The organism is Nocardioides sp. (assembly GCF_044226765.1).
Lineage (GTDB): Bacteria > Actinomycetota > Actinomycetes > Propionibacteriales > Nocardioidaceae > Nocardioides.
Genome location: NZ_JBGAGJ010000003.1, coordinates 83,169 through 106,514 on the forward strand (window position 1 = coordinate 83,169; position 23,346 = coordinate 106,514).

Consider the following 23,346-nt stretch of genomic DNA (forward strand, 5'->3'; position numbering starts at 1 on the left):
GGAACATCGGCCGCGGTCCCCTCGTTGGGCCGGTATGACGGACAAGCCGGTGCTCCTGCCCGACGACAGCCACCCGATCGCGATCTCGCCGACCGGCCACCGGGTCGTGGTGACGCTGGGGGAGCGGATGGTGGCCGACACGACCTCGGCGCTGACGCTGCAGGAGGCGGGCTACCCGGCCGTGCAGTACGTCCCGCTCCGGGACGTCGACGCCGCGGTGCTGGTGCGCAGCGACCGCACGACCTACTGCCCCTACAAGGGCGACGCGTCGTACTACGACCTGGTGGTCGACGGCGACACGCACGCCGGCGCCGTGTGGGAGTACGCCGCGCCGTACGACGCGGTGGCCGAGATCGCCGGTCACGTCGCGTTCTACCCCGAGGTGGTCGACGTGCGCGGCTACCCGGGCGCGAGCGCGTAGAGGAAGCGGCTGGTCGGCACCAGGTCGAGGTCGCGGTCGGCCCCGATGCGGGCGACGCTGGCCATCAGCTCGGTCATCCGCCGCGCCAGCTCGGCGTCGTCGCCGCCGCTGCCGTAGAACGCGTGGATGTCGCTCACGCCTGCGCTGGGGAACAGCTCCTCGACGATCGCGTCGACCGGCGGCGCGTCGGGGGTGGTCGCGGCGGTGACCACGTTCTGCACGTAGCCGAAGGTCGCCTGGGTGCGGATCGCGATCGGCGTGTGGTCGACCATCCAGCGGCGCAGCCACTCCTCAGGGGCGAGCTCCGCCGGGCGCCGCAGCACGGCGACGTTCGCCAGTGCGTCGGCCCGGCTGCCGTCCCAGGCCTCCGGCGGGTCCAGCCGTCGGCGCTCGTCCACGGCGTACCCGTGCACCCGCTCGGCGACCTCGCCCAGCGCGCGGGCGGTCGCCGCCGGATCACCGTCCCAGGTGCTCACGACCGCGGCGACCGGTGGGTCCAGCTGCGGGATCCGCATCGCTGCCGCGACCGGCTCGTCGTCGACGTTGACCTGGAGCCGGCTCACCCAGGCCGCGGCCAGCGCCGCGTGCAGGCCGGGGTCGTGTGCCGAGCCGGTGAGGGTGCGGAGCAGGAAGACGTGCTTGGTCACGGGCCGAACGTATCGGGCGCGTGCTGGTTTACCCGGTCGACCGGGTAAACCCTCGCTTGTCGGCCAAAGCTTCAGCCGACAAGTGATGGTTCACGCCGACAAGTTGCGGTGCCCACGACGTCTCGCGGATCCTCGTCGCGTGCTGACCACGGTGCGCGTGCCTGCCGTGCTCCGGGAGGAGCCGCAGTACCGGCTGCTCTTCGGCAGCCAGGTGCTCTCGGTGCTCGGCGACCGGGTGACGATGGTGGCGCTGCCGTTCGCGGTGATGTCGGTGGGTGGGGACGTGGGCGCCGTCGCGCTGGTGTCGGCCGCGCAGTTCCTGCCGTTCGTCGTCCTCGCCCTGCCGGCGGGCGTGTGGGCCGACCGGTGGGACCGCAAGCGGATCCTGGTCACCTCCGACGTCGTCCGGCTGGTCTGCCAGGTCGTCGCGGCGGCGCTGCTCCTGTCCGGACGGGCCGACGTCGTCCACCTCACCGTCCTCGCGGCCGTGTACGGCGCCGCCGACGCGTTCTTCGCGCCGGCGTTCAGCGGGCTGCTGCCCACCACGGTGACCCCGGCGAACATCCAGCCCGCCAACGCGCTGCGCGGGCTGACGTTCTCCGTCGGGTCGATCGTGGGGCCGGTGCTGGCGGGGGTGCTCATCGCGGTGGCGGGCGGTCCGGGAGGTGCGCTGCTCTTCGACGCCGCGACGTTCGCGGTGTCGGTCGCCCTGCTGCTGCCGCTGCGCAGCCGCGTCGTCGACGCCGTCGCCGAGGAGGACCCGACCGCGACCACCGAGCACTTCTGGGCGAGCCTGCGCGACGGGTGGGGCGAGGTCCGGTCACGGTCGTGGGTGCTGGCCTTCCTCGGCGGCTTCGCCGCCTATCACGTGGCCGTGCTGCCGGCGATCTTCGTGATCGGTCCGGTCCTGATGGAGCAGGAGCTCGACGGCGCGCGGTCCTGGGCGGTCGTGGTCGCCTGCTTCGGCGTCGGCTCGGTGCTCGGCGACCTGCTGTTCCTGCGCTGGCGCCCGGCGTTCGCGCTGCGCGTCGCCGCGCTGATGCTCGTCGGCGCGTCCTGCCAGGCCGCCTTCATCGGCAGCGGCCTGGGCACGTGGGGGATCGGCGCGCTCGAGCTCGCCGCGGGCGTCTGCGTGACTGGTGCGTTCACGCTCTGGGAGACCTCGCTGGGCGAGCACGTGCCGGAGCGGTCGCTCTCGCGGGTGTCGAGCTACGACTACCTCACCAGCGCCGGCATGATCCCGCTCGGCAACGTCCTGGCCGGCGCGGTGAGCGCGGCCGTCGGCATCCACACCGCGCTCGCGGGCATGACGGTCGTCGGTGTAGGCGCGGCGCTCGTGGTCGCGGCGGTGCCGGCGGTCCGGCACCTGCCGCGCGGTGCTCAGAGCACCGAGCGGTAGACCTCCACGGTCCGCTCCGCGATCGCGGCCCAGGAGAAGGCGTCGATCGCCCGCTGGCGACCGGCGCGGCCCATCGCCGCGGCCCGGTCGGGGTCGGAGACGACCGCGGTGAGGGCGTCGGCGAAGTCGGCGACGTAGCGGTCGGGGTCCAGTGGGGTACCGGTGCCGTCGGTCGCCTGCTCGATCGGCACGAGCAGCCCCGTCTCGTCGGGGACGACGACCTCGGGGATGCCGCCGGTCGCGGTGGCGACGACCGCGGTCTCGCAGGCCATCGCCTCGAGGTTGACGATGCCCAGCGGCTCGTAGATCGACGGGCACGCGAACGCCGTCGCACCGGTCAGCAGCGCCACGACGTCGGGCCGCGGCAGCATCTCCGGGATCCAGACGACGCCGGTGCGGGAGGCGCGCAGGTCGGCGACCAGCGACTCGACCTCGGCCATGATCTCGGGGGTGTCGGGAGCGCCGGCGCACAGCACGATCTGCACGTCGGCGGGCAGCGAGGCGCACGCGCGCAGGAACAGCGGCAGCCCCTTCTGCCGGGTGATCCGCCCGACGAACACGACCGACGGCCGGTCGGGGTCGACGCCGAGCTCGCGCACCCGGTCGGGGTCGAGCCGCGGCGACCAGTCGGTGGTGTCGATGCCGTTGTGCACCACCTGAACCCGCGCCGGGTCGATGGCGGGGTACGACGCGAGCACGTCGTCGCGCATCGCGGCTGACACCGCGATGACCGTGGCGGCCGCCTCGTAGGAGGTGCGCTCGACCCACGACGAGATCGCGTAGCCGCCGCCCAGCTGCTCGGCCTTCCACGGCCGCAGCGGCTCGAGCGAGTGCGCGCTGACGACGTGCGGGACGTCGTAGAGCAGCGCGGAGAGGTGGCCGGCCATGTTGGCGTACCAGGTGTGGGAGTGCACGAGCTCGGTGCCCGCGCACCCGGCGGCGATCGCGAGGTCGACGCCGAGCGTGCGCAGCGCCGCGTTGGCGCCGGACAGCTCGGCGAGGTCGGCGTACGACGCCGTGAGCGCCTCGTCGCGTGGCGCCCCGAAGGCGTGGACGTGGGCCTCGACGTCCGGCCGATCGCGCAGCGCCCGGACCAGCTCGGCCACGTGGACACCGGCACCGCCGTAGACCTCGGGCGGGTACTCGCGGGACAGCACGTCGACTCGCACGACTCGAACCTACCGGTGCTCGGGGCGCCCCACTAGGTTGGACGCATGGCCCTCAGCTCCCGCCGGAAGGTGCTCGCGATCGTGCTGGCCGGAGGGGAGGGCAAACGCCTGATGCCGCTGACCGCGGACCGAGCCAAGCCGGCGGTCCCGTTCGCCGGCATCTACCGGCTGATCGACTTCGCGTTGTCCAACGTCGTCAACTCCGGCTACCTCAAGGTGGTCGTGCTGACGCAGTACAAGTCCCACAGCCTCGACCTCCACGTCACGCAGACCTGGCGGATGTCGACGATGCTGGGCAACTACGTCACCCCGGTGCCGGCCCAGCAGCGCGTCGGCAAGCACTGGTACCTCGGCAGCGCCGACGCGATCTACCAGTCGCTCAACCTGATCCGCGACGAGGAACCCGACATCGTCGTCGTGGTAGGCGCCGACCACGTCTACCGCATGGACTTCAAGCAGATGGTCAAGGCGCACATCGCCAGCGGCGCCGCGTGCACGGTCGCCGCGATCCGCCAGCCGATCGAGCTGGCCGACCAGTTCGGCGTCATCGACGTCCACCCCGACGACCCGGGGCGGATCCGCGACTTCCTCGAGAAGCCGAAGAACCCCGAGGGTCTGCCCGACAGCCCCGGGGAGGTGCTGGCGTCGATGGGCAACTACGTGTTCGACGCACCCGCCCTGGTCGAGGCGGTCACCCGCGACTCCACCGAGATCGGGTCCAAGCACGACATGGGCGGAGACATCGTGCCGTCGTTCGTGCGCCGGCAGCAGGCCGGTGTCTACGACTTCAAGGACAACGACGTCGACGGGTCGACCGAGCGCGACCGTGACTACTGGCGCGATGTCGGGACGCTGGGCTCCTACTACGCCGCCCACATGGATGTCGTCTCGCCGCTGCCGGTCTTCAACCTCTACAACTTCCGCTGGCCGATCTACACCTCCTACGGCCCCCAGCCGCCGGTGAAGCTGGTGCAGGCGGACGGCCAGGTGCCCAGCGCCGACGAGGCCGTGCTCTCGCCCGGGGTCGTCATCACCGGCGGCCGCGTGCGCCGGTCGGTGCTCTCGCCCGCGGTGCGGGTCGACGCCGGTGCCGAGGTGACGGGCTCGGTGCTGATGAACGGCGTCCGCGTCGGCGCCGGCGCCGTCGTGCGCAACGCGCTGGTCGACAAGAACGTGGTCATCCCTCCGGGCGCCGAGCTCGGTGTCGACCACGACGCCGACCGGGCGCGCGGCTTCGTCGTCGAGGACGGGCTCACGGTGCTCGGGAAGGACCAGGTCTTCCCGGCCTGACCGGGCCAGCCAGCCCGGCCCGAATCCACCTCCGTAGGGGGTTGCCGACGCGGCGAGGTGAGGCGCATCCTCGAACCAGGAGGCCCTCGATGACGTCATCCACTCTTCCGGACGGCATGCCGATCCTGTCCCGCGGCCGCCACCGCAACGCCAAGCGGGGCGCGTGCTTCATGGAGCTCGCGTCGGTCCTCGCCGGGGAGCGGTGGAGCGACCACCCCTCTTGCACACACCCGCTGCTGGCCCAGCTGGCGCGCCAGGTCAACGACGCGATCTCCGACGAGGGCCGGCGCGGGCTGCCGCCGCTGATCCCCTCGGTGGTCGGCCTGGTGGGCGACGAGGACACGCCGGTCGCGCTCTCCGTCGCGGTCGCGTCCCGTCAGCTCCTCGACCAGCCGGAGGCCACCCAACGGGTGCTGGCCGCCGGGCTGCTGCGGGCGGTCCAGGTCGCCGCCGCCGACCCCGGGCTCGCCGGGGTGACCCGCCGGGCCCGGGTCGCGCTCGACCAGGTGCCCGGTGCCGTCGCCTGGGTGGAGCGGCTCGACGTGCGCGGCCGGATCGACCGTCGCTCCTTCGCCGAGCGCTGCGCACCGACGATGGTCCGCTGCGCGGTCGAGGGAGTGGTGGCCGCGGGCGACCCCGGCACCGACGCCCGCCTGCGCGACCTCCTCGAGGCCGGCATCGCGGCCGTGCCGGCGCCTACAGCACCCCGGCGGCCCGTGCCGCCGCACCGTACGCCCCGGCCAGCGTCGCCGTGGTCTCGTGGGCGTTGAGCCCGCTCGGGTTCGGCACCACCCACAGCTCGGCGTCCGCGAGCCGCTCCTCCTGACGGCCCGGTCGGGCCTTCGGTCGCGCGAACGCGGTGCGGTACGCCGTGATCCCGGCGACCGCGACCACGCGCGGACGCGTCCGCCGCACCGTCTCGACCAGCTCGGCCCCGCCGGCCCGGAGCTCCTCGGCCGAGAGCTCGCTCGCGCGGGCGGTGGCCCGGCGCACGAGGTTGGTGATGCCGACGCCGCGGGCCCGGAGCCGGTCACGGTCGTCGTCGGTCATGCCGTCCGACGGGCTGACCGGCTCGGTGATGATGCCGGCCAGCAGCAGGGCGGGGTAGAACCGGTTGGCCGGATGGGCGAAGTGGGTCTGGGTCGCGGCCGTCCAGAGCCCCGGGTTGATCCCGACGAAGAGCAGTCGCAGGTCCGGCCCGACCAGGTCGGGGACCTCCCGGTCGCGGAAGGACTCGAGCTCGGCGCGGCTGAAGCGGGGCACCTGCGCAGCCTGCCACGGTGGAACCCGGCGGCGGCCGCTACCGTCCCACCACCATGCGACTCCTTCTCGGAACGGTCCTGCTCCTCGCCCTGGCCGGGTGCGGCAGCGACGACGCCCGCCCCGCGTCCCCGCCCTCTGGCGACAGCCCGGCCCCCGAGGTCGTGCTCGTCTCGCAGACGGCCGGCGGGGGCGCCGAGGAGAGCCGGGCGACCGACGTCACCGACCCCGCCGACCTGGCGTCGTACGTCGCCCGCTTCGACGACGGCCTGGCCGCGGAGGTCACCCGGGCGGCCGGGCAGGTCGAGGGCGACGTCGTGGTCGCCCAGGTGGTGTCGATCGGATGCGGCGTGCCCGCCAGCGCGTTCGTGCGCGGCGACGTGATCGTCCCGCGCGTGATCGGCAAGCCGCCGGCCGAGTGCTTCGCGCCGGTGACCACGGTCGGCGTCGCCGGGCTCCCCGGCTAGCTGTGATGCCCAGCCAGGTTGTCCAAGCGGGTGATGGGTGAACGCTTGCCGATGGCCGAGTGGGGCCGGTGGTGGTTGTACTGGTGGAGCCATCCTGGCAGGGCGGCGAGCCTGGCTGCCTCGGAGCTGTAGAACTTCTTGAACGCCCAGCCCTCGGCCAGGGTCCGGTGGAACCGCTCGATCTTGCCGTTGGTCTGGGGTCGGTAAGGCTTGGTCCGCTTGGGCGTGATGCCGAGCTCTGCGCAGGTGTCGCGCCATAGGTGGGACTTGTAGCAGCCGCCGTTGTCGGTCAGGACCCGCTGGACGGTGACGCCGCGCTCGGCGAACCAGGCGACCGCGTTGCGCAGCACGAGCGCCGCGGTCTCCTTGGTTTCGTCGTCGTGGGCCTCGACGTAGGCGACGCGGGAGTAGTCGTCGATGATCGTGTGCAGGTAGCAGGTCCCGATCAACGGGTCACGGTGCTTGCTGCGAGGTGCACCGGTGCGAGCGACAGTCGTCGATCGGTTCTTCTCACCCTGCTGGCGTCCCACATAGCGCCAGCCACCGCCGTCGGGGACCCGGCCCAGCTTCTTGACGTCCTGGTGGAGCAGGTCACCGGGATGGTCGTGCTCATAGCGTCGGATCGGTTCGCCGGTGACGCGGTCAAGGTGGGTGAGCCTGTTGATCCGGCACCGCACGAGCACGGCATGCACGGTCGAGGAAGCCATCCCGAGCCGGTCAGCGATCTCCACCGGTCCCAGTCGTTGCTTCCAGCGCAGGTGGACGATCTTGCGCACCACCGGCGCCGGCGTCCGGTGGGGCTGGCGGTGCGGCCGCGAGGACCGGTCGAGCATCCCGACGGGCCCCTCGGCCCGATAGCGGTTGGCCCACTTCTTGGCGGTCTTCCACGACACGTCGTACCGCTCGGCCGCGCGTGGGACCGACCAGCCCTGGTCGACGATCAACCGAGCGAGCTTGAGCCGGGCACGTGGAGTCAGAGCAGCGTTGGCATGGGTAGCGTGGGACACGAAGGCCTCCTTGGTGCGAAGCGGTTTCTTAGACAGCTCCACTCCACACCGGGAGGCCTTCACCCATCCACGACCTCAGATCGTGTCGTCACACCTTCTCGACCAACGTGCCTGGGCATCACAGCTAGCCGGCCGGCGCCTGGTAGCCGATCGACAGCGCGTCGGCGACGCGTCGCTCGAAGCCGTCTGAGGGGGTGTTGAGGACCGCGAACGAGCCGGTCTCCTCGGGCCCGACCATCGTCGAGGAGCCGCCGCCGTCGAGGTTGAGCGCGTCGTCGGCGCCCAGGTCGACCATCAGGTCGGCGAGCTCGACCATCGTGCTGCCCCGGCTCCGGCGGGAGCGGCCGTCGACGACGAGGAGCAGCACGTCACCGGTCGAGCGGTCGATGCCGACAGCGGTGCGGGGCGCGACCACCCGGTCGTCGACCGCGGTCACCACCCCGGCCCGGACCAGGAAGTGGTCGCCGCTGATCGCCATCCGGGGGTGGCCGGCCAGCGACCACCGCGTCCGCGCGCGGGACCCGACGGGCAGCCGGTCCCTGAGCAGCCGGGCCCCGCGGCCGCGACCGACCAGCAGCACGCCGTCGACGGGCCGGCCCACCGACAGCCGGGCCCGGTTGCGCACGACCCGGCCGTGCTGCACGAGCACCGAGCGGACGCGTCGGTGCTGGCCGAGCACGACCCGGTAGCCGGCGGTGCGTCCCCACGCGGGTGTGTAGGCACCGATGCCGCCGGGGGCGACGTACGGCGAGTTCAGGTTGGTGATCCGCAGCCGCGGGTGGTGCAGCACCCGGGCGGCCATCGGCAGCTCGCCGATCCGGGGCCGGCCGCGGCGGTCGAGGAAGAAGGCGTCGTTCCACCCGGAGCGGGGTGCGTGCAGGAGCCCGTGCCGTGGGTCGGCGCCGACCCCCAGCGGTGCGCCGGTGCGACCGATGTCGTAGAAGTCGCCGTTGACGCCGGCCACCCCGCCGGCCTCCTCGACCAGGTGGGCGACGGTGGCGACCTGCCGCACCGTGGCCCCGCTGGCGTAGTCGATGCGCAGCCCCGGGGTGGAGGGGTCGATGGTGAGCAGGTGCGCGACGACGGGGCCGCGCGCGTCCGTCTGTCGCCAGCTGGAGTAGGTGACGCCCGGCGCGACCTGCCAGCCGACCTCGTCGGAGGTCGTGGTCCGGGGGTGGCGGCTCGTGCGTGCCGGGACCGTCGTCACCGGCTCGTCGGCCGACGAGACCCGCGGCTGCGGGGCGCGACGCGTCGTACCGGGATGGGGGCCGGCGGGGCCCGCGAGCGCCGGCGGGACGGTCAATGCGCAGACCGCGGCCACGGCGACGAGGAGGACCGGTCGGACGTGCACCCTCGAAGGCTAGGGTGCGGGCCGTGGGCCGTCCGTGGAACACCTTCATCGAGGGTGACAACCTCGACGTGCTGCCCACGCTCCCAGAGCTTCTGGGCCGTCCGGTGGACCTGGTCTACACCGACCCGCCGTACAACACCGGCAACGAGTTCGCCTACTGCGACGACTTCCGCGGGCACGCGCACTGGGCGGCGATGATGCGCCCGCGGCTGGCCGCGGCGCGCGAGGTGCTCGCCGAGACCGGTGCGGTCTTCGTGAGCATCGACGACCACGAGGTCGCACACCTGCGGCTGCTGATGGACGACCTGTTCGGCGAGCAGAACCTGCTCGCGCAGGTCGTGGTCAACCTCAACGCCAAGGGACGCCAGCTGGGCAAGGGCTTCGCGACCAATCACGAGTACCTGCTGGTCTACGCCCGCGACGCCCGCCGGTGCGTGCTCGACGCGACGTCGCCGGACGCGGTCGACGAGCGTGACTTCCCGCTGACGACCGCGGACGGGCGGCGGTTCCGCCACCTGCCCCTGCGCAACACCAACAAGAAGTTCAACCCCGTGACCGCCCCCACGCTCGCCTTCACGGTGTGGGGCGACCCCGACTCGGGGAGGGTGAGCACGACGCCGTTCCGGGGCGCCGTCGAAGTGGGCCCGGTGTTCGGCGACGGGCGTCCCGCGGTGTGGCGGTGGAGCCGGCCGCTGATCGACCAGCGGCCCGACGACCTGGTCTGCCGGCGCGTGCAGGGGCGGCTGGGGGAGCGGGTCGACGTGTTCCAGCGCGACTGGCTGCACCCCGACGTCCCGGGCGGACGGCGCAAGAAGCTGCGGACGATCTGGCTCGCCGAGGAGGTCGGGTCGACCGACACGGCCGTGCAGGAGCTCAAGGACCTCGTCGGCCACGTCTTCGAGTCACCGAAGCCGACCGGGCTGGTGCGCCGCATCCTCGGCACCATGCCCGACGACGCGCTGGTGCTGGACTTCTTCGCGGGCAGCGGCACGACCGGGCACGCGGTGGCGCTGCAGAACGCCGCGGACGGCGGCACCCGACGGTGCGTGAGTATCAACTCCGCCGAGCCCACCCGGGCCGGGTCCAACGCCCGGACGGCCGGCCTGCGCACGGTCGCCGACATCACCCGCGCCCGGTTGCGCGCGGTCGCCGCGACGGTGGGCGGCGGGCTCGAGGAGCTGCCCGCCCCGTCGCCCCGGCCGGGGTCGGCCTAGACCCCGGCCGCCTTCTCCAGGGCGGCCACCTCGGTGTCGAGGTGGCCCAGCAGCCGCTGCAGGCTCGGCACCGTGCGGCGGCAGCCGATCAGCCCGAAGCCCATCTTGCCGTCGTACGACGTGCAGGTGATGTTGAGCGCCATCCCGTTGATCGGGATCGAGAGCGGATAGGTGCCGACCATCTTCGCGCCGTTCCAGTAGTGCGTGGTCCGCGGGCCCGGGACGTTGCTGATGATCAGGTTGTACGGCGGCCGGACGATGCCTTGCATCTTCAGGATCGGCGCGACGATGGCCGGTGCCTGCCCGAGGGCGCTCATGGCGAGGATCTGCGTCGGCGTCATGCTCGACAGCGCCTCCTTGCCGTCCTTCATCGAGCGATGGATGCCCTCGAGACGGTCGGCCGGGTCGGCGAGGTGGGTCCCCAGCTGGCACATCACCGCGCCGATCGCATTGCCGCCCTCCGTGGAGGCGGTGCCCGACTCCTTGGCCCGCAGGCCCACGGGGACCATCGCCACGAGCGGTGAGTCGGGCAGGGCGTCGAGCTCCTCGAGGTAGGTGCGGACCGCACCGCTGCACATGGCGAGGACCACGTCGTTGATCGTCGTCCCGGTGGCCTTGCCGATCGCTCGCAGCCGCTCGACCGGCCAGTCCTGGGCGGCGAACCGGCGCGAGCCCGTGATCGTGCGGTTGAAGATCGTCCGCGGCGCGTAGAGCGAGATCGCCGAGGTCTCGTTGCGCACCCCCTTGGTGAGCGTCCGCAGCAGCGCCCCGGGCATGCCGGCCGCCTCGGAGGCGATGCCCAGCGCCGAGCGCATCGCGCTGGCCGGGATGTCCGCGAGGCTGCCGGACGGGCCGTCGGTGACCTCGAGCGGCTTCTTCTTCCGGCGGGTGCTGGCGTCCCACGGGGCGGGCATGTCACGCCGGTCCGGGTCGGTCGAGAGCACGCTCTGGAGCAGGCGCATCGCGGAGATGCCGTCGACCAGGGCGTGGTGGGTCTTCGTGTAGAGCGCCACGCGGCCGTCCTTGAGGCCCTCGATGACGTGGGCCTCCCACAGGGGCCGCTCCCAGGCGAGCCGCGTGCTGTGCAGGCGGCCGGCAAGCTCGAGGAGCTCGCGGACTCGTCCCGGTCGGGGCAGGGCGCTGTGCCGGACGTGGTGCTCGATGTCGAACTGCTCGTCCTCGACCCAGACCAGCTGGCCGGCGGTGGAGAGCGAGCGGTGCGGGTGCTTGAGGAAGAGCGGCGCGATCTCCTGCACGTCGCGCATCGCCTCGTACATCTGCCGCGCATAGTCGCGCCCGGCGCCCTCGGGCTTCTCGAAGAGCTGCAGGCCGCCGACGTGCATCGGCATGCTGCGGTTCTCCGCGAGGAGGAACCCCGTCGCCGTCGGGTCGATCGGAGTGACCACGCTGTTCCCCCTGCTGTCGTCGGTGTGGCGTCCGAGTGTGGCCTGTCGTGACGACGGCCACAACCGTCGAGCGGTCTGGTCAGTGCCCGTGTCCGTGCCCGTGTCCGTGCCCGTGGCCGTGCTCGTGGCCGGGCCCGTGGCCGGGCTTGGGCTTCGGCTTCGGCTTCGGCTTCGGCTCGTGCTTCGGCTTCGGGTGCGGTTTCGGGTGCGGCTTCGGCTTGGGGTGCGGCTTGGAGTGCTGGTCCGACCGGGCCGGGGTCTGCGTGCCGACCGGCGTGGGGTCGGTCGTCGGCGTCGCGGTGGGGCTCGGCCGCTCGGACCGGTGGGCCCCCGAGCGGTGGGTCGCCCCGGTGGCGTCCGCGGCCGGCGCCGCGGCGTCCCCGTTGTGCAGTGCGGCGAGGGTCGAGCCGGCCACGATCACGGTGGCCGCCGCCGCGACCACGGCGAGCCGCCGGCGGGACCACCAGCCGGCGACCTGGGGCACGACCTGGGGCACGACCTGGGTCCGGGGCTGGGTCCGGGGCTGGGGCGCGGTGGGTGGCGTCGGCGGCATCGGCGGCAGCACCACCGCTGTCGTCGCCGGTGCCTCGGCCCACCGGGCCACCTCCGCGGCGCTGGGCCGGTCCTCCGGGGCTCGCGCGGTCATCGAGGACACGAGGGCCCGCAGCCCGGCAGGCACGTCGGCGGGCAGCGCGGGCACGTCGTCACGCAGGTGGGCGAGGGCGGTGGCGACGGGAGTCTCGCGGTGGAACGGCGAGACCCCGCTGAGGCACTGGTGGGCGACCACGCCGAGGGCGTAGACGTCGGACGCGGCCGTGGCACGGGACCCGGTGGCCTGCTCGGGGCTGAGGTAGTCGGCGGTGCCGACGACCAGGCCGGTGTCGGTCAGCGGGTCGGCCGCGTCGGACCGCGCGACACCGAAGTCGACCACGACGGGGCCGTTCGCAGTCACGATGACGTTGGACGGCTTGAGGTCCCGGTGCACGACGCCGGCGGCGTGGGCGACGGTCAGGGCCTCGGCGATGCGGGAGACGAGGGCGGCGACCTCCTCGGGCGGGAGCGTGCGCCGCTCGCGGAGCACGTCGGACAGGGGCTCGCCCTCGACCAGTGCCATGACGACGTACGGCACGGTGCCGGCCGGCGTGGTCGCCTCGCCGTAGTCGTGGACGCGGACGATGCCCCGGTGGTGCAGCCCGCCGGCGAGCCGGGCCTCCGAGAGGAGCCGGGCCCGGTGCACCGGGTCGTCCCCGCTGCGCAGCAGCTTGACCGCGACCGTGCGGTCCAACCGCTCGTCGTGGGCGCGGTGGACCGTGCCCATGCCGCCGCTCCCGAGACGGCCGAGCAGGCGGTACCGCCCGTCCAGCAGCCCCGCGGCACCGCTCGCACCCTCCGTCACGCCCGTGCTGGTACCCGCTGGTGGCCGGTGCCGAACCCCGGGCCGGCGGCTCGGCCCGCCCTCCGTCCACCGGGGAGTGCTCCAGCACTCCCGTCCACAGGCCGCCGCGCCGTCGACCGCCGCGGTCCGCGGTCCCTCCTAGCGTCGCTCGTGCGTCGGACCCGCCGGCGCACGACCTCTCGGGAGCCATCGTGAAGCAGACCCTGACGTGGATCGTCGCCATCGCCCTCCTGCTCGTGACCGGTGCCGGCGGCGTCGCCGCAGCGTCGACCCGCGGCGGCGCTCCGCCCGGCGACACCGTCGTCGATGTCACCGGCGACGCGCGCAACGGCTTCGAGATCTGGCACTACGACGGCACCGGGGTGTTCCCGCCGACGGGGTCCGAGGCGCGCGCGGAGTGCTCGGAGTACGACCGGCGCGTCGACCGGGTCCGGTGCCGGGTGGAGGTGCGCACCTGGTACCGCGACCTCGCCGACCTGAAGCAGGCCCTCGACTGGGCCCATCGGCAGGCGGCGGCCGGGTGACCGAGGTCGTCGCGCCCACGGTCGTCCCGGCCGCGGCGGACGGGCCGACCGGCGTGGCAGGATCGCGACCATGGAGGCGGGGTCGCTCGACCGGATGTGGGACCGCGGCCGCACGTCGGCGCGAGCCCGGGTCCGGCGGGTGCAGTCGAAGGCGTGGCAGATCGGCCAGTGCGCGGTCGCCGCCGGGGTCGCCTGGTTCATCGCGGCGGACCTGCTCGGCCACCCGACGCCGTTCTTCGCGCCGGTCGCCGCCGTCGTCGCGCTCGGGACCTCCTACGGCCAGCGGCTGCGGCGGGTCGCCGAGGTGACGGTGGGCGTCGCCGTCGGCGTCTTCCTCGCCGACCTCCTCGTGGTGTGGCTGGGCTCGGGGGCCTGGCAGATCGGGCTGATCGTCGCCCTCGCCATGACCGCCGCGTTCCTCCTCGACGGCGGCCAGCTGTTCGTGACCCAGGCGGCGGTGCAGTCGATCGTCATCGTGGGGCTGGTCGCCGGTCCCGGGCAGGCGTTCACCCGGTGGACGGACGCGGTCGTCGGCGGACTGGTCGCGCTCGTGGCAGCCACGGTGGTGCCGGCGGCGCCGTTGCGGCGACCCCGTGAGCAGGCGGCGGTCGTGGCGCGCAAGATCGCGGACCTGCTGCGTGCCGCGAGCGCGGTGATGACCGAGGGCGAGTCCGAGCGGGCCATGGCGCTGCTCGCGGACGCACGGGCGACGGACTCCCTCATCCGGGAGCTCCAGGACGCGGCCGACGAGGGACTGTCGGTCGTCGACTCCTCGCCGTTCCGGGTGCGCCACCGCGACGACCTGCGCAAGATGGCCGAGCTGGTCGACCCGCTCGACCGCGCGCTGCGCAGCACCCGCGTGCTGGTGCGGCAGACCGCGGTCGCCGCCTACCACCGGCGGCCCGTGCCCGGCTCCTACGCGCTGCTGACCCTCGACCTGGCCGACGCCACGGACGACGTGGCCGAGGAGCTGGCGTCCAACCGGATGGCGGTGGCGGCCCGGCCCGCGCTGCTCGCCGTGGCCGACGCCACGGGGCGGGTGGAGCGCTCCGAGGTGCTCGCGGCGGAGGCGATCCTGGCCCAGCTGAGGTCGGTGATCGCCGACCTGCTCATGGTCTCCGGGCTCGACCAGCTGGAGTCGACCGACGCGCTGCCGCCGCCCCGATGACCGCTGCGGAGACCGCCTCGGGCACGGCACAGCCCTGGGTGCTGCACGTCGACCTCGACCAGTTCATCGCGGCGGTGGAGGTGCTGCGCCGCCCCGAGCTGGCCGGCCGACCGATCGTCGTCGGCGGGCGCGGCGACCCCACCGAGCGGGGCGTGGTGGCGACGGCGTCCTACGAGGCGCGGGCGTTCGGCGTCGGGTCGGGGATGCCCCTGCGCGTGGCGGCCCGCAAGTGCCCGGACGCGGTCTTCCTACCGGTGGACAAGCCGGCGTACGACGCCGCGTCCGCCGAGGTGATGGAGGCCCTGCGCGGCCTCGCGTGGGGCGGGGTGCCGGTGGTGGTCGAGGTGCTGGGGTGGGACGAGGCGTTCCTCGCGGCGGGAGCGCACCACGGGGACCTCGGCGACCCTCGTGACTTCGCCGCGCACGTGCGCACCGAGGTCCTGTCCGCGACCGGGCTGCACTGCTCGGTGGGCATCGGCGACAACAAGCTGCGCGCGAAGATCGCGACCGACTTCGAGAAGCCCCGCGGGGTCGCCCAGCTGACCGAGGCGACCTGGTCGGAGGTGATGGGGGACCGGCCGACGACCGCGCTGTGGGGCATCGGCGCTCGGACGGCGAAGAAGCTGGCGGCGCTCGGCATCGAGACCGTCTCCCAGCTGGCCGCGTCCGATGCGCGGGTCCTGGCCGCCGAGCTCGGCCCGACCATGGGCCCCTGGTACCACCGGCTCGGCCGAGGGGTGGACACCAGCCCGGTCGACGCGACTCCCTGGGTGGCGCGGGCACACGGGCGCGAGGAGACCTTCCAGGTCGACCTGGAGACCCGCGCGGAGGTCGCGGCGGCGGTCCGCTCGCTGACCCGGCGGGCCCTGGCGGACATCGATGCCGAGGGCCGCCCGGCCGCCCGGGTCGGGCTCAAGGTCCGGCTGCGACCGTTCGTGACGGTGAGCCGCAGCCTCACCCTGCCGGCGCCCACGCGTGACCCCGAGGTGCTGGAGGAGGCTGCGGTCTCGCTGCTCGACCGTCTCGACCCCCGCGACCAGGACCGACCCGTCCGCCTGCTGGGCGTGCGCCTGGAGATGGTCCCGCCGCCCGAGGGCTACTGAGACGGTGCGCGGGAGCTCGCCGGCGCCTACCCCAGCTCGGCGCGCAGCTCGCGGACCACGGAGTCGACGACCGCGACCAGGTCGCCGTCGGTCTCGTCGGCGACCGCGCGTTGGCGCTGGTAGGACGCACCGCGGGCCGGGATGTCGGCCACGGCGGCGAGCTCGGGGGCACAGCCGAGCCGGTCGGCCACCGGGGCGAGGCGGTCGAGGAGGTCGGCGAGGTCCTCGGTCACGAGCCGCTCGTCCGATGCGGGAGAGGTGATGACGATGGCGTCGAGGCCGTAGCGGGCGGCGCGCCACTTGTTCTCCTGCACGTGCCACGGCGGCAGCACCGGCAGAGTCTCGCCCGCGGCGACCCGGGTGTCGAGGTCGATCACGAGGCAGTGCATGAGGGCGACCAGGGAGGACAGCTCCGCGAACGTCGACATCCCGTCGCACACCCGGTTCTCCAGCGTCCCGTGGGCGCAGGACGGCCGGACGTCCCACCGGATCTCGGTGAGCTCCTCGATCACCCCGGTGACCACCTGGTCGGCCACGAACGACTCGAACTCCGACCACCGCTCGAACTGGAACGGCAGCCCGGCGGTCGGCAGCTGCTGGAACATCAGCGCCCGGTTGGACGCGTAGCCGGTGTCGATGCCCGCCCAGATGGGGGACGACGCCGAGAGCGCCTGCAGGTGCGGGTAGTAGGTGAGCAGCGCGGACAGCACCGGCATCACCCGCTCCCGCTCCGGCAGCCCGACGTGGACGTGGACACCCCAGATCAGCATCTGCCGGCCCCACCACTGGGTCCGGTTGATCAGCTCCTGGTAGCGGTGCCCCTCGGTGAGCTGCTGGCCGGTCCAGGACGCGAAGGGATGGGTGCCGGCGCCGTAGAGGTCGATGTCGAGCTCGTCACCGGCCGGCACCACCGCCTCGAGGGTCCGGCGCAGGTCGGTCATCGCCTCATCGACGGTGTGGCAGACACCGCTCACGATCTCGACGGTGTTGCGCAGCATCTCCTGGTGCAGCTTGCCCGGGTCGGCGAGCCGGGGCTTGGCGCGGGCGAACAGGTGGGTCGCGTCGTTGCGCAGGTCCCTGCTGCGCCGGTCGACCAGCGCGAGCTCCCACTCCACGCCCAGCGTGGGCTCGGGCGATCCGTGGAAGTCGATCCGCATACCGGAAGCGTTCCACAGCTCAGGTGGCGGTGGACTCCCGCACCCGGTCCAGCCACGCGGCGGCGGCCCCGTCGAAGGGCGGTGCGCCGGTCGCGACGGCGGCGTGCACCCGCTCGCAGGAGGCCAGCGCGGCCTCGACGACCTCCTCGGGGTAGCCGAACCGGACCCGGTGCGCGGCGAACTCGTCCTCGTCGTCGACCCACACCCGGCCGGTCCGGCCCCGCACGACGTCCAGGTCCAGGTCGACGGCCCGGATCGTCGCCTCGTCCCAGGTCGGCGGCGTGGTGACATCGACGTACACCTGCACCGGCCCGCCCACGTCGTGGAACGTGGCCAGCCACCCCCGGTCCTGGTCCGGTCCGGGCGCCGGCACCAGGCCGACCTGGTGGGTCGGCGCGACGTACGACGCGCCGGGGCGGCTCATCGGCGTGCCCCGGACGATGCCCAGCCAGTCGCCGTGACGGTCGCTGCCGAGGTAGGTCGCGGCGAACTCCCAGTGGGGTCGGTCACCCCACTTGGTCATCGCCACGTGCACGTCGGACCCGGGCGCCAAGGGCATTTCACCTGTCTACCAGCCGGCTGCCACCATGGCGGCCATGTCGGCCACTCGGGAGCTGAACCTGACCCTCGACCTGTGCCTGCGGATCGGCGAGCTGCTGCTGTCCTCAGGGGCCGGCGCCGCCGACGTCACCGCAACCATGCAGGCGGTCGCGTGGCGCTACGGCGTGCGTCACCCCGAGACAGACGTGACCTTCACGTCGCTGTCGATGAGCCACCAGCAGGACCCCGAGGAGCCGCCGGTCGTGCTGATCCGGCAGGTCAAGCAGCGCGAGATCGACTACGAGGACCTCACGCTGGTCGACCACCTGGTCCGCGACCTCCTGCACGGCGACGTCGAGCTGGGCGAGGCGCGCTCCCGGCTGGCCCGGATCGTCTCGTCGGGCCACGTGCTGCCGCGCTGGGCGGCGACGCTCGGCTGGGGGGCGATGGCCGCCGGCGTCGGCCTCCAGCTCGGGGGTGACACGGCGGTGGTGGGGATCGCGTTCGCCGCGGCGGTCGCGATCGACCTGCTGCAGCAGGCGATGGGGCGTCGCCGCATCCCGTTCTTCTACCGCCAGGTCGCCGGGGCCGGGATCGCGACGCTGATCGCGGTGCTCGCGGCGTCGGTGGGCACCGGTCTCGACCCGTCCCTGGTCGTGACCGCCAACATCGTGATGCTGCTGGCCGGCATCGGCTTCATGGGAGCGTTGCAGGACGCGCTGTCCGGCTTCTACGTCACCGCGGGGGCGCGGCTGACCGAGGCGCTGCTCGCGACGGCCGGGATCATCGCCGGGGTGAGCGGTGGGCTCCAGGTCGCCGACCTGGCCGGCGTGGAGGTGGGGCGGCTCGACCCCGGGGCCTCCGACCTCAAGGAGCTGTCGGTCATGGCGCTGGGTGCGGCCGTGAGCGCCTCGGCGTTCGCGTTCGCGTCGTACGCGCCGCGCCGCTCCCTGCTGCCGGTCGGCGTGGTCGCCGCGGCCGCCATGGTCATCTCCCAGTCCGTGGGGCTGGGCGGGGTGGGCAGCACCTGGTCGACGGCGCTGGCGGCGTTCTTCGTCGGCCTGGTCAGCTTCGGTGTCGCCGCACGGATGCGCGTGCCGCCGCTGGTCGTGATCGTGCCCGCGGTGGTGCCGATGCTGCCCGGGCTGTCGATCTACCGGGCGCTCAGCCTGCTCACCGAGGGCGGGCACCAGACGTCCGCCGGGCTGCTCGCCATGGTGACCGCGGTGTCGATCGCGATCGCCCTGGCGTCCGGGGTGATCCTCGGCGAGTACGTCGCGCAGCCGCTCGGGCGCGAGGCGCAGCGCCTGGAGAACCGGCTCGCCGGCCCCCGCCTGGTCGGTCCGCTCCGGGTCCGGCGGGTCAGACGACGCCCGTCTGCTCCGGCAGGACGCGGCTAGCGGCCCGGGCGACCAGGTCCTGGTAGCGCGAACCGGTCAGCTTCGCCAGGTGGTGGATCGCGTGCGCGTCGAGGCCGACCAGCACGCGGGCCTTGCTGCCCTGGACCCCCTTGACGATGATCTCCGCGGCCCGCTCCGGTGTCATCCGGGCGAGCTTCTCGTCGAAGAGCTGCGCGGTCGCCTGCTTGTCCTCCTTGGCCGACACGCGCGCGTTGCGGGCGATCGCGGTCTTGATGCCGCCGGGGTGCACCACCGTGACCCCCACCGGGTGCCCGGCGACCAGCATCTCCTCCCGCAGGGCCTCCGACATGCCGCGGACGGCGTACTTGGCGGCGTTGTACATGCTCTGGCCGGGCATCGAGATGAGGCCGAAGACCGAGGAGATGTTGACCAGGTGCCCGTCGCCCGAGGCGATCAGGTGCGGCAGGAACTCCTTGGTGCCGTGCAGGACGCCCCAGAAGTTGATGCCGATGATCCAGTCCATGTCGGCGTACTCGAGGTCCTCGAAGTTGCCCGACAGCGCCACGCCGGCGTTGTTGACGACCACGTTGACCCGGCCGAAGTGGTCGGCGACCGCCGTGGCGTACGCCGCGAACGCCGCCCGGTCGGCGACGTCGAGGTGGTCGGAGCGGACCTCGCGGACCCCGGCCGACTCGACGAGGCGGACGGTCTCGGCGAGGCCGGCGTCGTCGATGTCGGAGATCGCCAGCCGGGCGCCGCGGCGGCCGAGGTCCTGCGCCAGCGCTCGGCCGATGCCGGACCCGGCGCCGGTGATCACGACGACCTTGTCGTCGAAGCTCTTCATGCGGGCTGCTCCTCGCGGGTCGGTGCCAGGGGAGTGGTCGTGTAGGCGTCGGCGTCGAAGGTGGCGAGCTGCCGGCGGAACGTGACGGTCGACTTCGGCCACAGGGTCGTGTTGCGGCCGTGCTCGTCGAGGTACCAGCTCTGGCAGCCGCCGGTGGTCCACACGGTGCGCTTCATCCGACGCTGCAGGTTCGCGTTCCAGCGGCGGTACGCCGGGAGGCGCGGCTCGACCGCGCCCCACCCGTGCTCCCGCATCGCCCGCAGCGCGCTGCGCAGGTAGGCGACCTGGGCCTCGATGATGAACACCATGCTGGTGTGGCCCTGGCCGGTGTTGGGTCCGACGAGCACGAAGAGGTTCGGGAAGCCCGGCACGGTCGTGCCCTTGTACGCCGCCATGCCGCTCTCGCTCCACACGTCGGCCAGGGTGCGGCCGGCGGCGCCGGTGACGTGCTCGGCGAACGGCAGGTCGGTCGTGTGGAACCCCGTGGCGACGACGATGACGTCGACCGGCCGCTCGGTCCCGTCGGCCGTGACGACCCCGCTCGCGGTCACGGCGGAGATCGGGTCGGTGACCAGCTCGACCTCGGCGGCGGCCAGTGCGGGGTACCAGGTGTTGGAGCGCAGGATCCGTTTGCAGCCGATCTCGTAGTGCGGCGTCACGCGCTCTCGCAGCGCCGGGTCTGAGATGCCCTTGCGGATGTTGGCCAGCGCCGCCTGCTTGGCCGGAGCCGCGATCCGCGGCTCGATCGTGAAGGCCGGCACGTAGCCCTCGTGCGCCCAGTAGATGCCGGTCCGGTAGAGCTTGCGCAGCAGCGGCAGCCGGCGCAGCGCGCGCCGCTCGAGGGCACCGTACCGCCGGTCGTTGCGCGGGATGATCCACGGTGGCGTCCGCTGGTAGACGTCGAGGTGGCCGCCGGTCGCCGCCGCGACCTGCTGCAGCTCGGGGACGATCTGGATGGCCGACGCGCCGGTGCCGATGACGGCGACGCGCTTGCCGGCCAGGTCGACGGTGTGGTCCCACTGCGCGGAGTGGAACAGGGCGCCTCGGAAGGTCTCGATGCCGTCGATCTCCGGGAGCCGGGGCTCCGACAGGCTGCCGGCGCCGACCACGAGGGTCGTCGACACGACGGTCCGCTCGCCGTCCGGACCCGTGATCCGGGAGCGCCACACCTGGGCCGCGGCGTCCCAGGCCGCGTCCTCGAAGCGGGTGTCGAACTCGAACCGGTCCAGGGTCCCCGAGCCCTCGGCCACGTCGCGGATGTACGCCTGGATCTCCGGCCCGGCCGAGTAGGAGGACGACCACTCGGGGTTCGAGGCGAACGAGTAGGAGTAGAGCTGGCTCGGGACGTCGCAGGTCGCGCCGGGGTAGGTGTTGTCGCGCCAGGTGCCGCCGACGTCGGAGCCCTTCTCGACGACCAGGAAGTCGGTCTCGCCGTCCTCCTGCAGCTTGATCGCCGCGCACAGCCCGGCGAACCCGGCGCCGACGACGAGGTGCCGCACCCGCACGGGAAGGTGATCGGCGGGGAGGAGGGAGGACATGCGGCCGACCGTACTGGCGGTATTGAAAAAGTGTCAATAGAGTGCGGGGCGTGAGCCAGACTACGACGCCGCGGACCCGGTTGTCGCCCGAGCAGCGCCGGGAGCAGCTGCTGGATCTGGGCGTCCGGCTGCTCGCGACCCGGTCGCTCGACGAGCTCTCGATCGACCTTCTGGCCGAGGAGGCCGGCATCTCGCGCGGCCTGCTCTACCACTACTTCGGCAACAAGCACGACTTCCACGTCGCGGTCGTGCGGCGCGCCGCCGACGACCTGATCGCGAAGACCGCACCGCCCGCGTCGGGTGACCCGCTGCAGCGGCTGCTGGTGTCGCTGGCGGCCTACCTCGACTACGTGGTCGACAACCACGAGGGCTACCTCTCGCTGGTCAAGGCGGCGGCGGGCGGCAACGACACCCTGCGCGAGATCTACGAGGAGGCTCGCTCGGCGCTCAACCGGCGGGTCTTCGACGACGAGGTCCGCGGCGAGATCGTGCCCGACACGCCCGCGACGCGGCTGGTGGTGCGCGGGTGGTCGGCGATGGTCGAGGAGCTGGTGCTCTCCTGGATCGAGGATCCCCGCGGGGTCAGCCGCGACCAGCTCCTCGAGGTGATGGCGGCGTCGCTGCCGGCCCTGGTGGAGGCGGCGGCGGGTCCGACGGGGTCGACGCCGGGGCCAGCCTGACGTCGATCGTGGTGTCGCCCGGCACCGAGCGCAGCGACACGGTCCCGCCGTGGGCGGTCACGATCGCCTCGACGAGCGCGAGGCCGAGGCCGACACCGACCTCCGCGCCGCGGGTGCGGGCCGCGTCGCCGCGCACGAAGCGCTCGAACGCGCGGTCCACGAGGGCCGGCGGGAAGCCGGGGCCGTCGTCGTGCACGGAGAACCCGTCACGCCGCACGGTCACGGTGACCGTCGTGCCGGCCGGGGTGTACTTGCGGGCGTTGGTCAGCAGGTTGGTGACGACCTGGTGCAGCCGGAGCGCGTCGCCCTGCACCTCGTACGGCGTGTCGACGGCGTCGTCGGGCACCTCGACCCGCCAGCGGTGCGCCGGGTCGACGACCTGGGCGTCGGAGACGGCCTCGACCAGCAGCCGGGTGAGGTCGACGGGGTGGCGCTCCAGCGGCCGGCCCGAGTCGAGGCGGGCCAGCAGCAGCAGGTCCTCGACCAGCGAGGTCATCCGGCCGGACTCCTCCTCGACCTTGTCCAGGGCCGTGCCGACCGTCTCCGCGTCCCCGGGCCGGCGGCGGGCGAGCTCGGTGTAGCCGGCGATCGTGGCCAGCGGCGAGCGCAGCTCGTGCGACGCGTCGGCGACGAACTGGCGCACCTGCTGCTCGCTGCGGTGGCGCGCGTCCAGCGAGCTCTCGACGTGCGCGAGCAGGGTGTTGAGCGCGGCGCCGACCTGGCCGACCTCGGTCCGCTCGTCGGTGAGCCGGTCGGGCACACGCTCCTCGATCGCGGTCGCGCCGGACGCCATCGGCAGCGCCGCCACGGTGTGCGCGGTGGAGGCGACCTCGCGCAGGGGACGCAGCTGCCGGCGTACCAGGACGAGGGCCGCCGCCGCCGCGACGACGACGGCGAGCGCGGCGAACACGACCTCCCACCAGACCAGCTTGGCCAGCGTCTCCGTCACCTGGTGCTCGGAGAGCCCGACCACGATGGTGCCGCCGGGCACCCGGGCGGCCGCGACCCGGTAGGAGCCCAGCCCGGGGAGCGAGACGGTGCTGGCGTCGTCCTCGCCGCTCGGTGCCGAGGCGAGGGCGTCGAGCGTCGCCGCGTCGAGTGTCTTCGGGGCGACGCGGTCGTCGCCGTCTCCGTCACCGGCGGAGATCACGTAGCCGCTCGGGTCGCCCGACGTGGGGAAGCCGGCGACCACGGTGCCGGGGGCGCCGAAGCCGGGCTGGTCCGGGCGGCCGGCGTTCGCGACCGTCAGGTGGAGGGTCTCGCGGACCTGCCGGTCGAGCTGGTCGTGCAGGTAGCTGCGCATCGCCAGGGCGGTGGCGGCCCCGAGCAGCACCGAGACCGCCAGCACGAGGACGACGGTCGTGAGGACGAGCCGGGAGGTGAGGGAGCGGAAGATCCTCACCG

At 73.5% G+C, this 23,346-nt stretch carries 23 protein-coding genes; 11 read left to right on the plus strand and 12 right to left on the minus strand.

Annotated elements, in window-relative coordinates; translation table 11 throughout:
* Positions 1-34 precede the first annotated feature (34 nt).
* Positions 35-421 carry a DUF427 domain-containing protein gene (locus tag ACILRH_RS08035; RefSeq protein WP_395692231.1) on the plus strand — a complete coding sequence of 129 codons (387 nt, stop codon included), beginning with the start codon at positions 35-37 and terminating at the stop codon, positions 419-421.
* On the opposite strand, the gene ACILRH_RS08040 is transcribed toward ACILRH_RS08035, so the two are convergent.
* A complete protein-coding gene (locus ACILRH_RS08040) occupies positions 400-1,068 on the minus strand; it encodes a hypothetical protein (RefSeq protein ID WP_395692233.1) in 669 nt (222 codons plus the stop codon). The genes ACILRH_RS08035 and ACILRH_RS08040 overlap by 22 nt on opposite strands.
* Positions 1,069-1,207: 139 nt before the next feature.
* Between ACILRH_RS08040 and ACILRH_RS08045 the strand changes: the two genes are divergently transcribed.
* Entirely contained in the window at positions 1,208-2,467 is a 1,260-nt protein-coding gene (locus tag ACILRH_RS08045) for an MFS transporter (RefSeq protein ID WP_395692234.1), read from the plus strand.
* Here the strand turns inward: ACILRH_RS08045 and glgA are convergent.
* Positions 2,449-3,636 (minus strand): glycogen synthase, encoded by a 1,188-nt coding sequence (gene glgA / locus ACILRH_RS08050; protein WP_395692236.1) that lies wholly within the window; start codon positions 3,634-3,636, stop codon positions 2,449-2,451. The genes ACILRH_RS08045 and glgA overlap by 19 nt on opposite strands.
* Before the next feature lie 45 nt (positions 3,637-3,681).
* Between glgA and glgC the strand changes: the two genes are divergently transcribed.
* Together glgC and ACILRH_RS08060 are read left to right on the plus strand one after the other, a co-directional pair.
* Complete coding sequence (gene glgC / locus ACILRH_RS08055; protein ID WP_395692238.1) at positions 3,682-4,926, plus strand: glucose-1-phosphate adenylyltransferase; 1,245 nt, start codon at positions 3,682-3,684, stop codon at positions 4,924-4,926.
* 89 nt (positions 4,927-5,015) lie between these two features.
* Positions 5,016-5,696: a hypothetical protein gene (locus tag ACILRH_RS08060; RefSeq protein WP_395692239.1), complete on the plus strand. Its 681-nt coding sequence runs from the start codon at positions 5,016-5,018 to the stop codon at positions 5,694-5,696.
* On the opposite strand, the gene ACILRH_RS08065 is transcribed toward ACILRH_RS08060, so the two are convergent.
* Entirely contained in the window at positions 5,623-6,189 is a 567-nt protein-coding gene (locus ACILRH_RS08065) for a mismatch-specific DNA-glycosylase (RefSeq protein ID WP_395692241.1), read from the minus strand. The genes ACILRH_RS08060 and ACILRH_RS08065 overlap by 74 nt on opposite strands.
* A 53-nt stretch (positions 6,190-6,242) precedes the next feature.
* On the opposite strand from ACILRH_RS08065, the gene ACILRH_RS08070 reads away from it, so the two are divergent.
* Positions 6,243-6,653 (plus strand): hypothetical protein, encoded by a 411-nt coding sequence (locus tag ACILRH_RS08070; RefSeq protein WP_395692243.1) that lies wholly within the window; start codon positions 6,243-6,245, stop codon positions 6,651-6,653.
* On the opposite strand, the gene ACILRH_RS08075 is transcribed toward ACILRH_RS08070, so the two are convergent.
* Positions 6,650-7,660, minus strand: a complete 1,011-nt coding sequence (locus tag ACILRH_RS08075; RefSeq protein WP_395692245.1) for an IS481 family transposase — start codon at positions 7,658-7,660, stop codon at positions 6,650-6,652. The genes ACILRH_RS08070 and ACILRH_RS08075 overlap by 4 nt on opposite strands.
* Positions 7,661-7,784: 124 nt before the next feature.
* Positions 7,785-9,011 (minus strand): phosphodiester glycosidase family protein, encoded by a 1,227-nt coding sequence (locus tag ACILRH_RS08080; protein WP_395692247.1) that lies wholly within the window; start codon positions 9,009-9,011, stop codon positions 7,785-7,787.
* A 23-nt stretch (positions 9,012-9,034) separates the two neighbouring features.
* Here ACILRH_RS08080 and ACILRH_RS08085 point away from each other — a divergent pair, with 23 nt between their 5' ends.
* Positions 9,035-10,225 (plus strand): site-specific DNA-methyltransferase, encoded by a 1,191-nt coding sequence (locus ACILRH_RS08085; RefSeq protein ID WP_395692249.1) that lies wholly within the window; start codon positions 9,035-9,037, stop codon positions 10,223-10,225.
* On the opposite strand, the gene ACILRH_RS08090 is transcribed toward ACILRH_RS08085, so the two are convergent.
* Entirely contained in the window at positions 10,222-11,631 is a 1,410-nt protein-coding gene (locus ACILRH_RS08090) for a wax ester/triacylglycerol synthase family O-acyltransferase (RefSeq protein ID WP_395692250.1), read from the minus strand. The genes ACILRH_RS08085 and ACILRH_RS08090 overlap by 4 nt on opposite strands.
* Before the next feature lie 79 nt (positions 11,632-11,710).
* Complete coding sequence (locus tag ACILRH_RS08095) at positions 11,711-13,027, minus strand: serine/threonine-protein kinase (protein WP_395692252.1); 1,317 nt, start codon at positions 13,025-13,027, stop codon at positions 11,711-11,713.
* Between the two features lie 191 nt (positions 13,028-13,218).
* On the opposite strand from ACILRH_RS08095, the gene ACILRH_RS08100 reads away from it, so the two are divergent.
* From ACILRH_RS08100 to ACILRH_RS08110, 3 genes are all read left to right on the plus strand, one after another.
* On the plus strand, positions 13,219-13,551 hold the full coding sequence (locus tag ACILRH_RS08100; RefSeq protein WP_395692254.1) for a hypothetical protein: 333 nt from the start codon (positions 13,219-13,221) through the stop codon (positions 13,549-13,551).
* A 70-nt stretch (positions 13,552-13,621) separates the two neighbouring features.
* Positions 13,622-14,719, plus strand: coding sequence for an aromatic acid exporter family protein (locus ACILRH_RS08105; protein WP_395692256.1), 1,098 nt, complete (start codon positions 13,622-13,624; stop codon positions 14,717-14,719).
* Complete coding sequence (locus ACILRH_RS08110; protein ID WP_395692257.1) at positions 14,716-15,822, plus strand: DNA polymerase IV; 1,107 nt, start codon at positions 14,716-14,718, stop codon at positions 15,820-15,822. Before ACILRH_RS08105 ends, ACILRH_RS08110 begins: the two co-directional genes overlap by 4 nt.
* 26 nt (positions 15,823-15,848) lie before the next feature.
* On the opposite strand, the gene ACILRH_RS08115 is transcribed toward ACILRH_RS08110, so the two are convergent.
* Together ACILRH_RS08115 and ACILRH_RS08120 are read right to left on the minus strand one after the other, a co-directional pair.
* On the minus strand, positions 15,849-16,979 hold the full coding sequence (locus ACILRH_RS08115) for a glutamate--cysteine ligase (protein WP_395692259.1): 1,131 nt from the start codon (positions 16,977-16,979) through the stop codon (positions 15,849-15,851).
* 19 nt (positions 16,980-16,998) lie between these two features.
* The gene (locus tag ACILRH_RS08120) at positions 16,999-17,538 is read right to left on the minus strand and encodes a DUF402 domain-containing protein (protein WP_395692260.1); all 540 of its coding nucleotides are present in this window, start codon (positions 17,536-17,538) and stop codon (positions 16,999-17,001) included.
* Between the two features lie 37 nt (positions 17,539-17,575).
* Between ACILRH_RS08120 and ACILRH_RS08125 the strand changes: the two genes are divergently transcribed.
* A complete protein-coding gene (locus ACILRH_RS08125; protein WP_395692262.1) occupies positions 17,576-18,919 on the plus strand; it encodes a threonine/serine exporter ThrE family protein in 1,344 nt (447 codons plus the stop codon).
* Here the strand turns inward: ACILRH_RS08125 and ACILRH_RS08130 are convergent.
* Positions 18,882-19,724, minus strand: a complete 843-nt coding sequence (locus tag ACILRH_RS08130; RefSeq protein ID WP_395692263.1) for an SDR family NAD(P)-dependent oxidoreductase — start codon at positions 19,722-19,724, stop codon at positions 18,882-18,884. The two genes, ACILRH_RS08125 and ACILRH_RS08130, sit on opposite strands and share 38 nt — an antisense overlap.
* Positions 19,721-21,262 carry a flavin-containing monooxygenase gene (locus ACILRH_RS08135; RefSeq protein ID WP_395692264.1) on the minus strand — a complete coding sequence of 514 codons (1,542 nt, stop codon included), beginning with the start codon at positions 21,260-21,262 and terminating at the stop codon, positions 19,721-19,723. The genes ACILRH_RS08130 and ACILRH_RS08135 overlap by 4 nt, the downstream gene beginning before the upstream one ends.
* Positions 21,263-21,312: 50 nt before the next feature.
* Between ACILRH_RS08135 and ACILRH_RS08140 the strand changes: the two genes are divergently transcribed.
* Positions 21,313-21,942: a TetR/AcrR family transcriptional regulator gene (locus ACILRH_RS08140; protein ID WP_395692266.1), complete on the plus strand. Its 630-nt coding sequence runs from the start codon at positions 21,313-21,315 to the stop codon at positions 21,940-21,942.
* Here ACILRH_RS08140 and ACILRH_RS08145 read toward each other — a convergent pair.
* Positions 21,845-23,344: a sensor histidine kinase gene (locus ACILRH_RS08145; protein ID WP_395692268.1), complete on the minus strand. Its 1,500-nt coding sequence runs from the start codon at positions 23,342-23,344 to the stop codon at positions 21,845-21,847. The two genes, ACILRH_RS08140 and ACILRH_RS08145, sit on opposite strands and share 98 nt — an antisense overlap.
* Positions 23,345-23,346 lie beyond the last annotated feature (2 nt).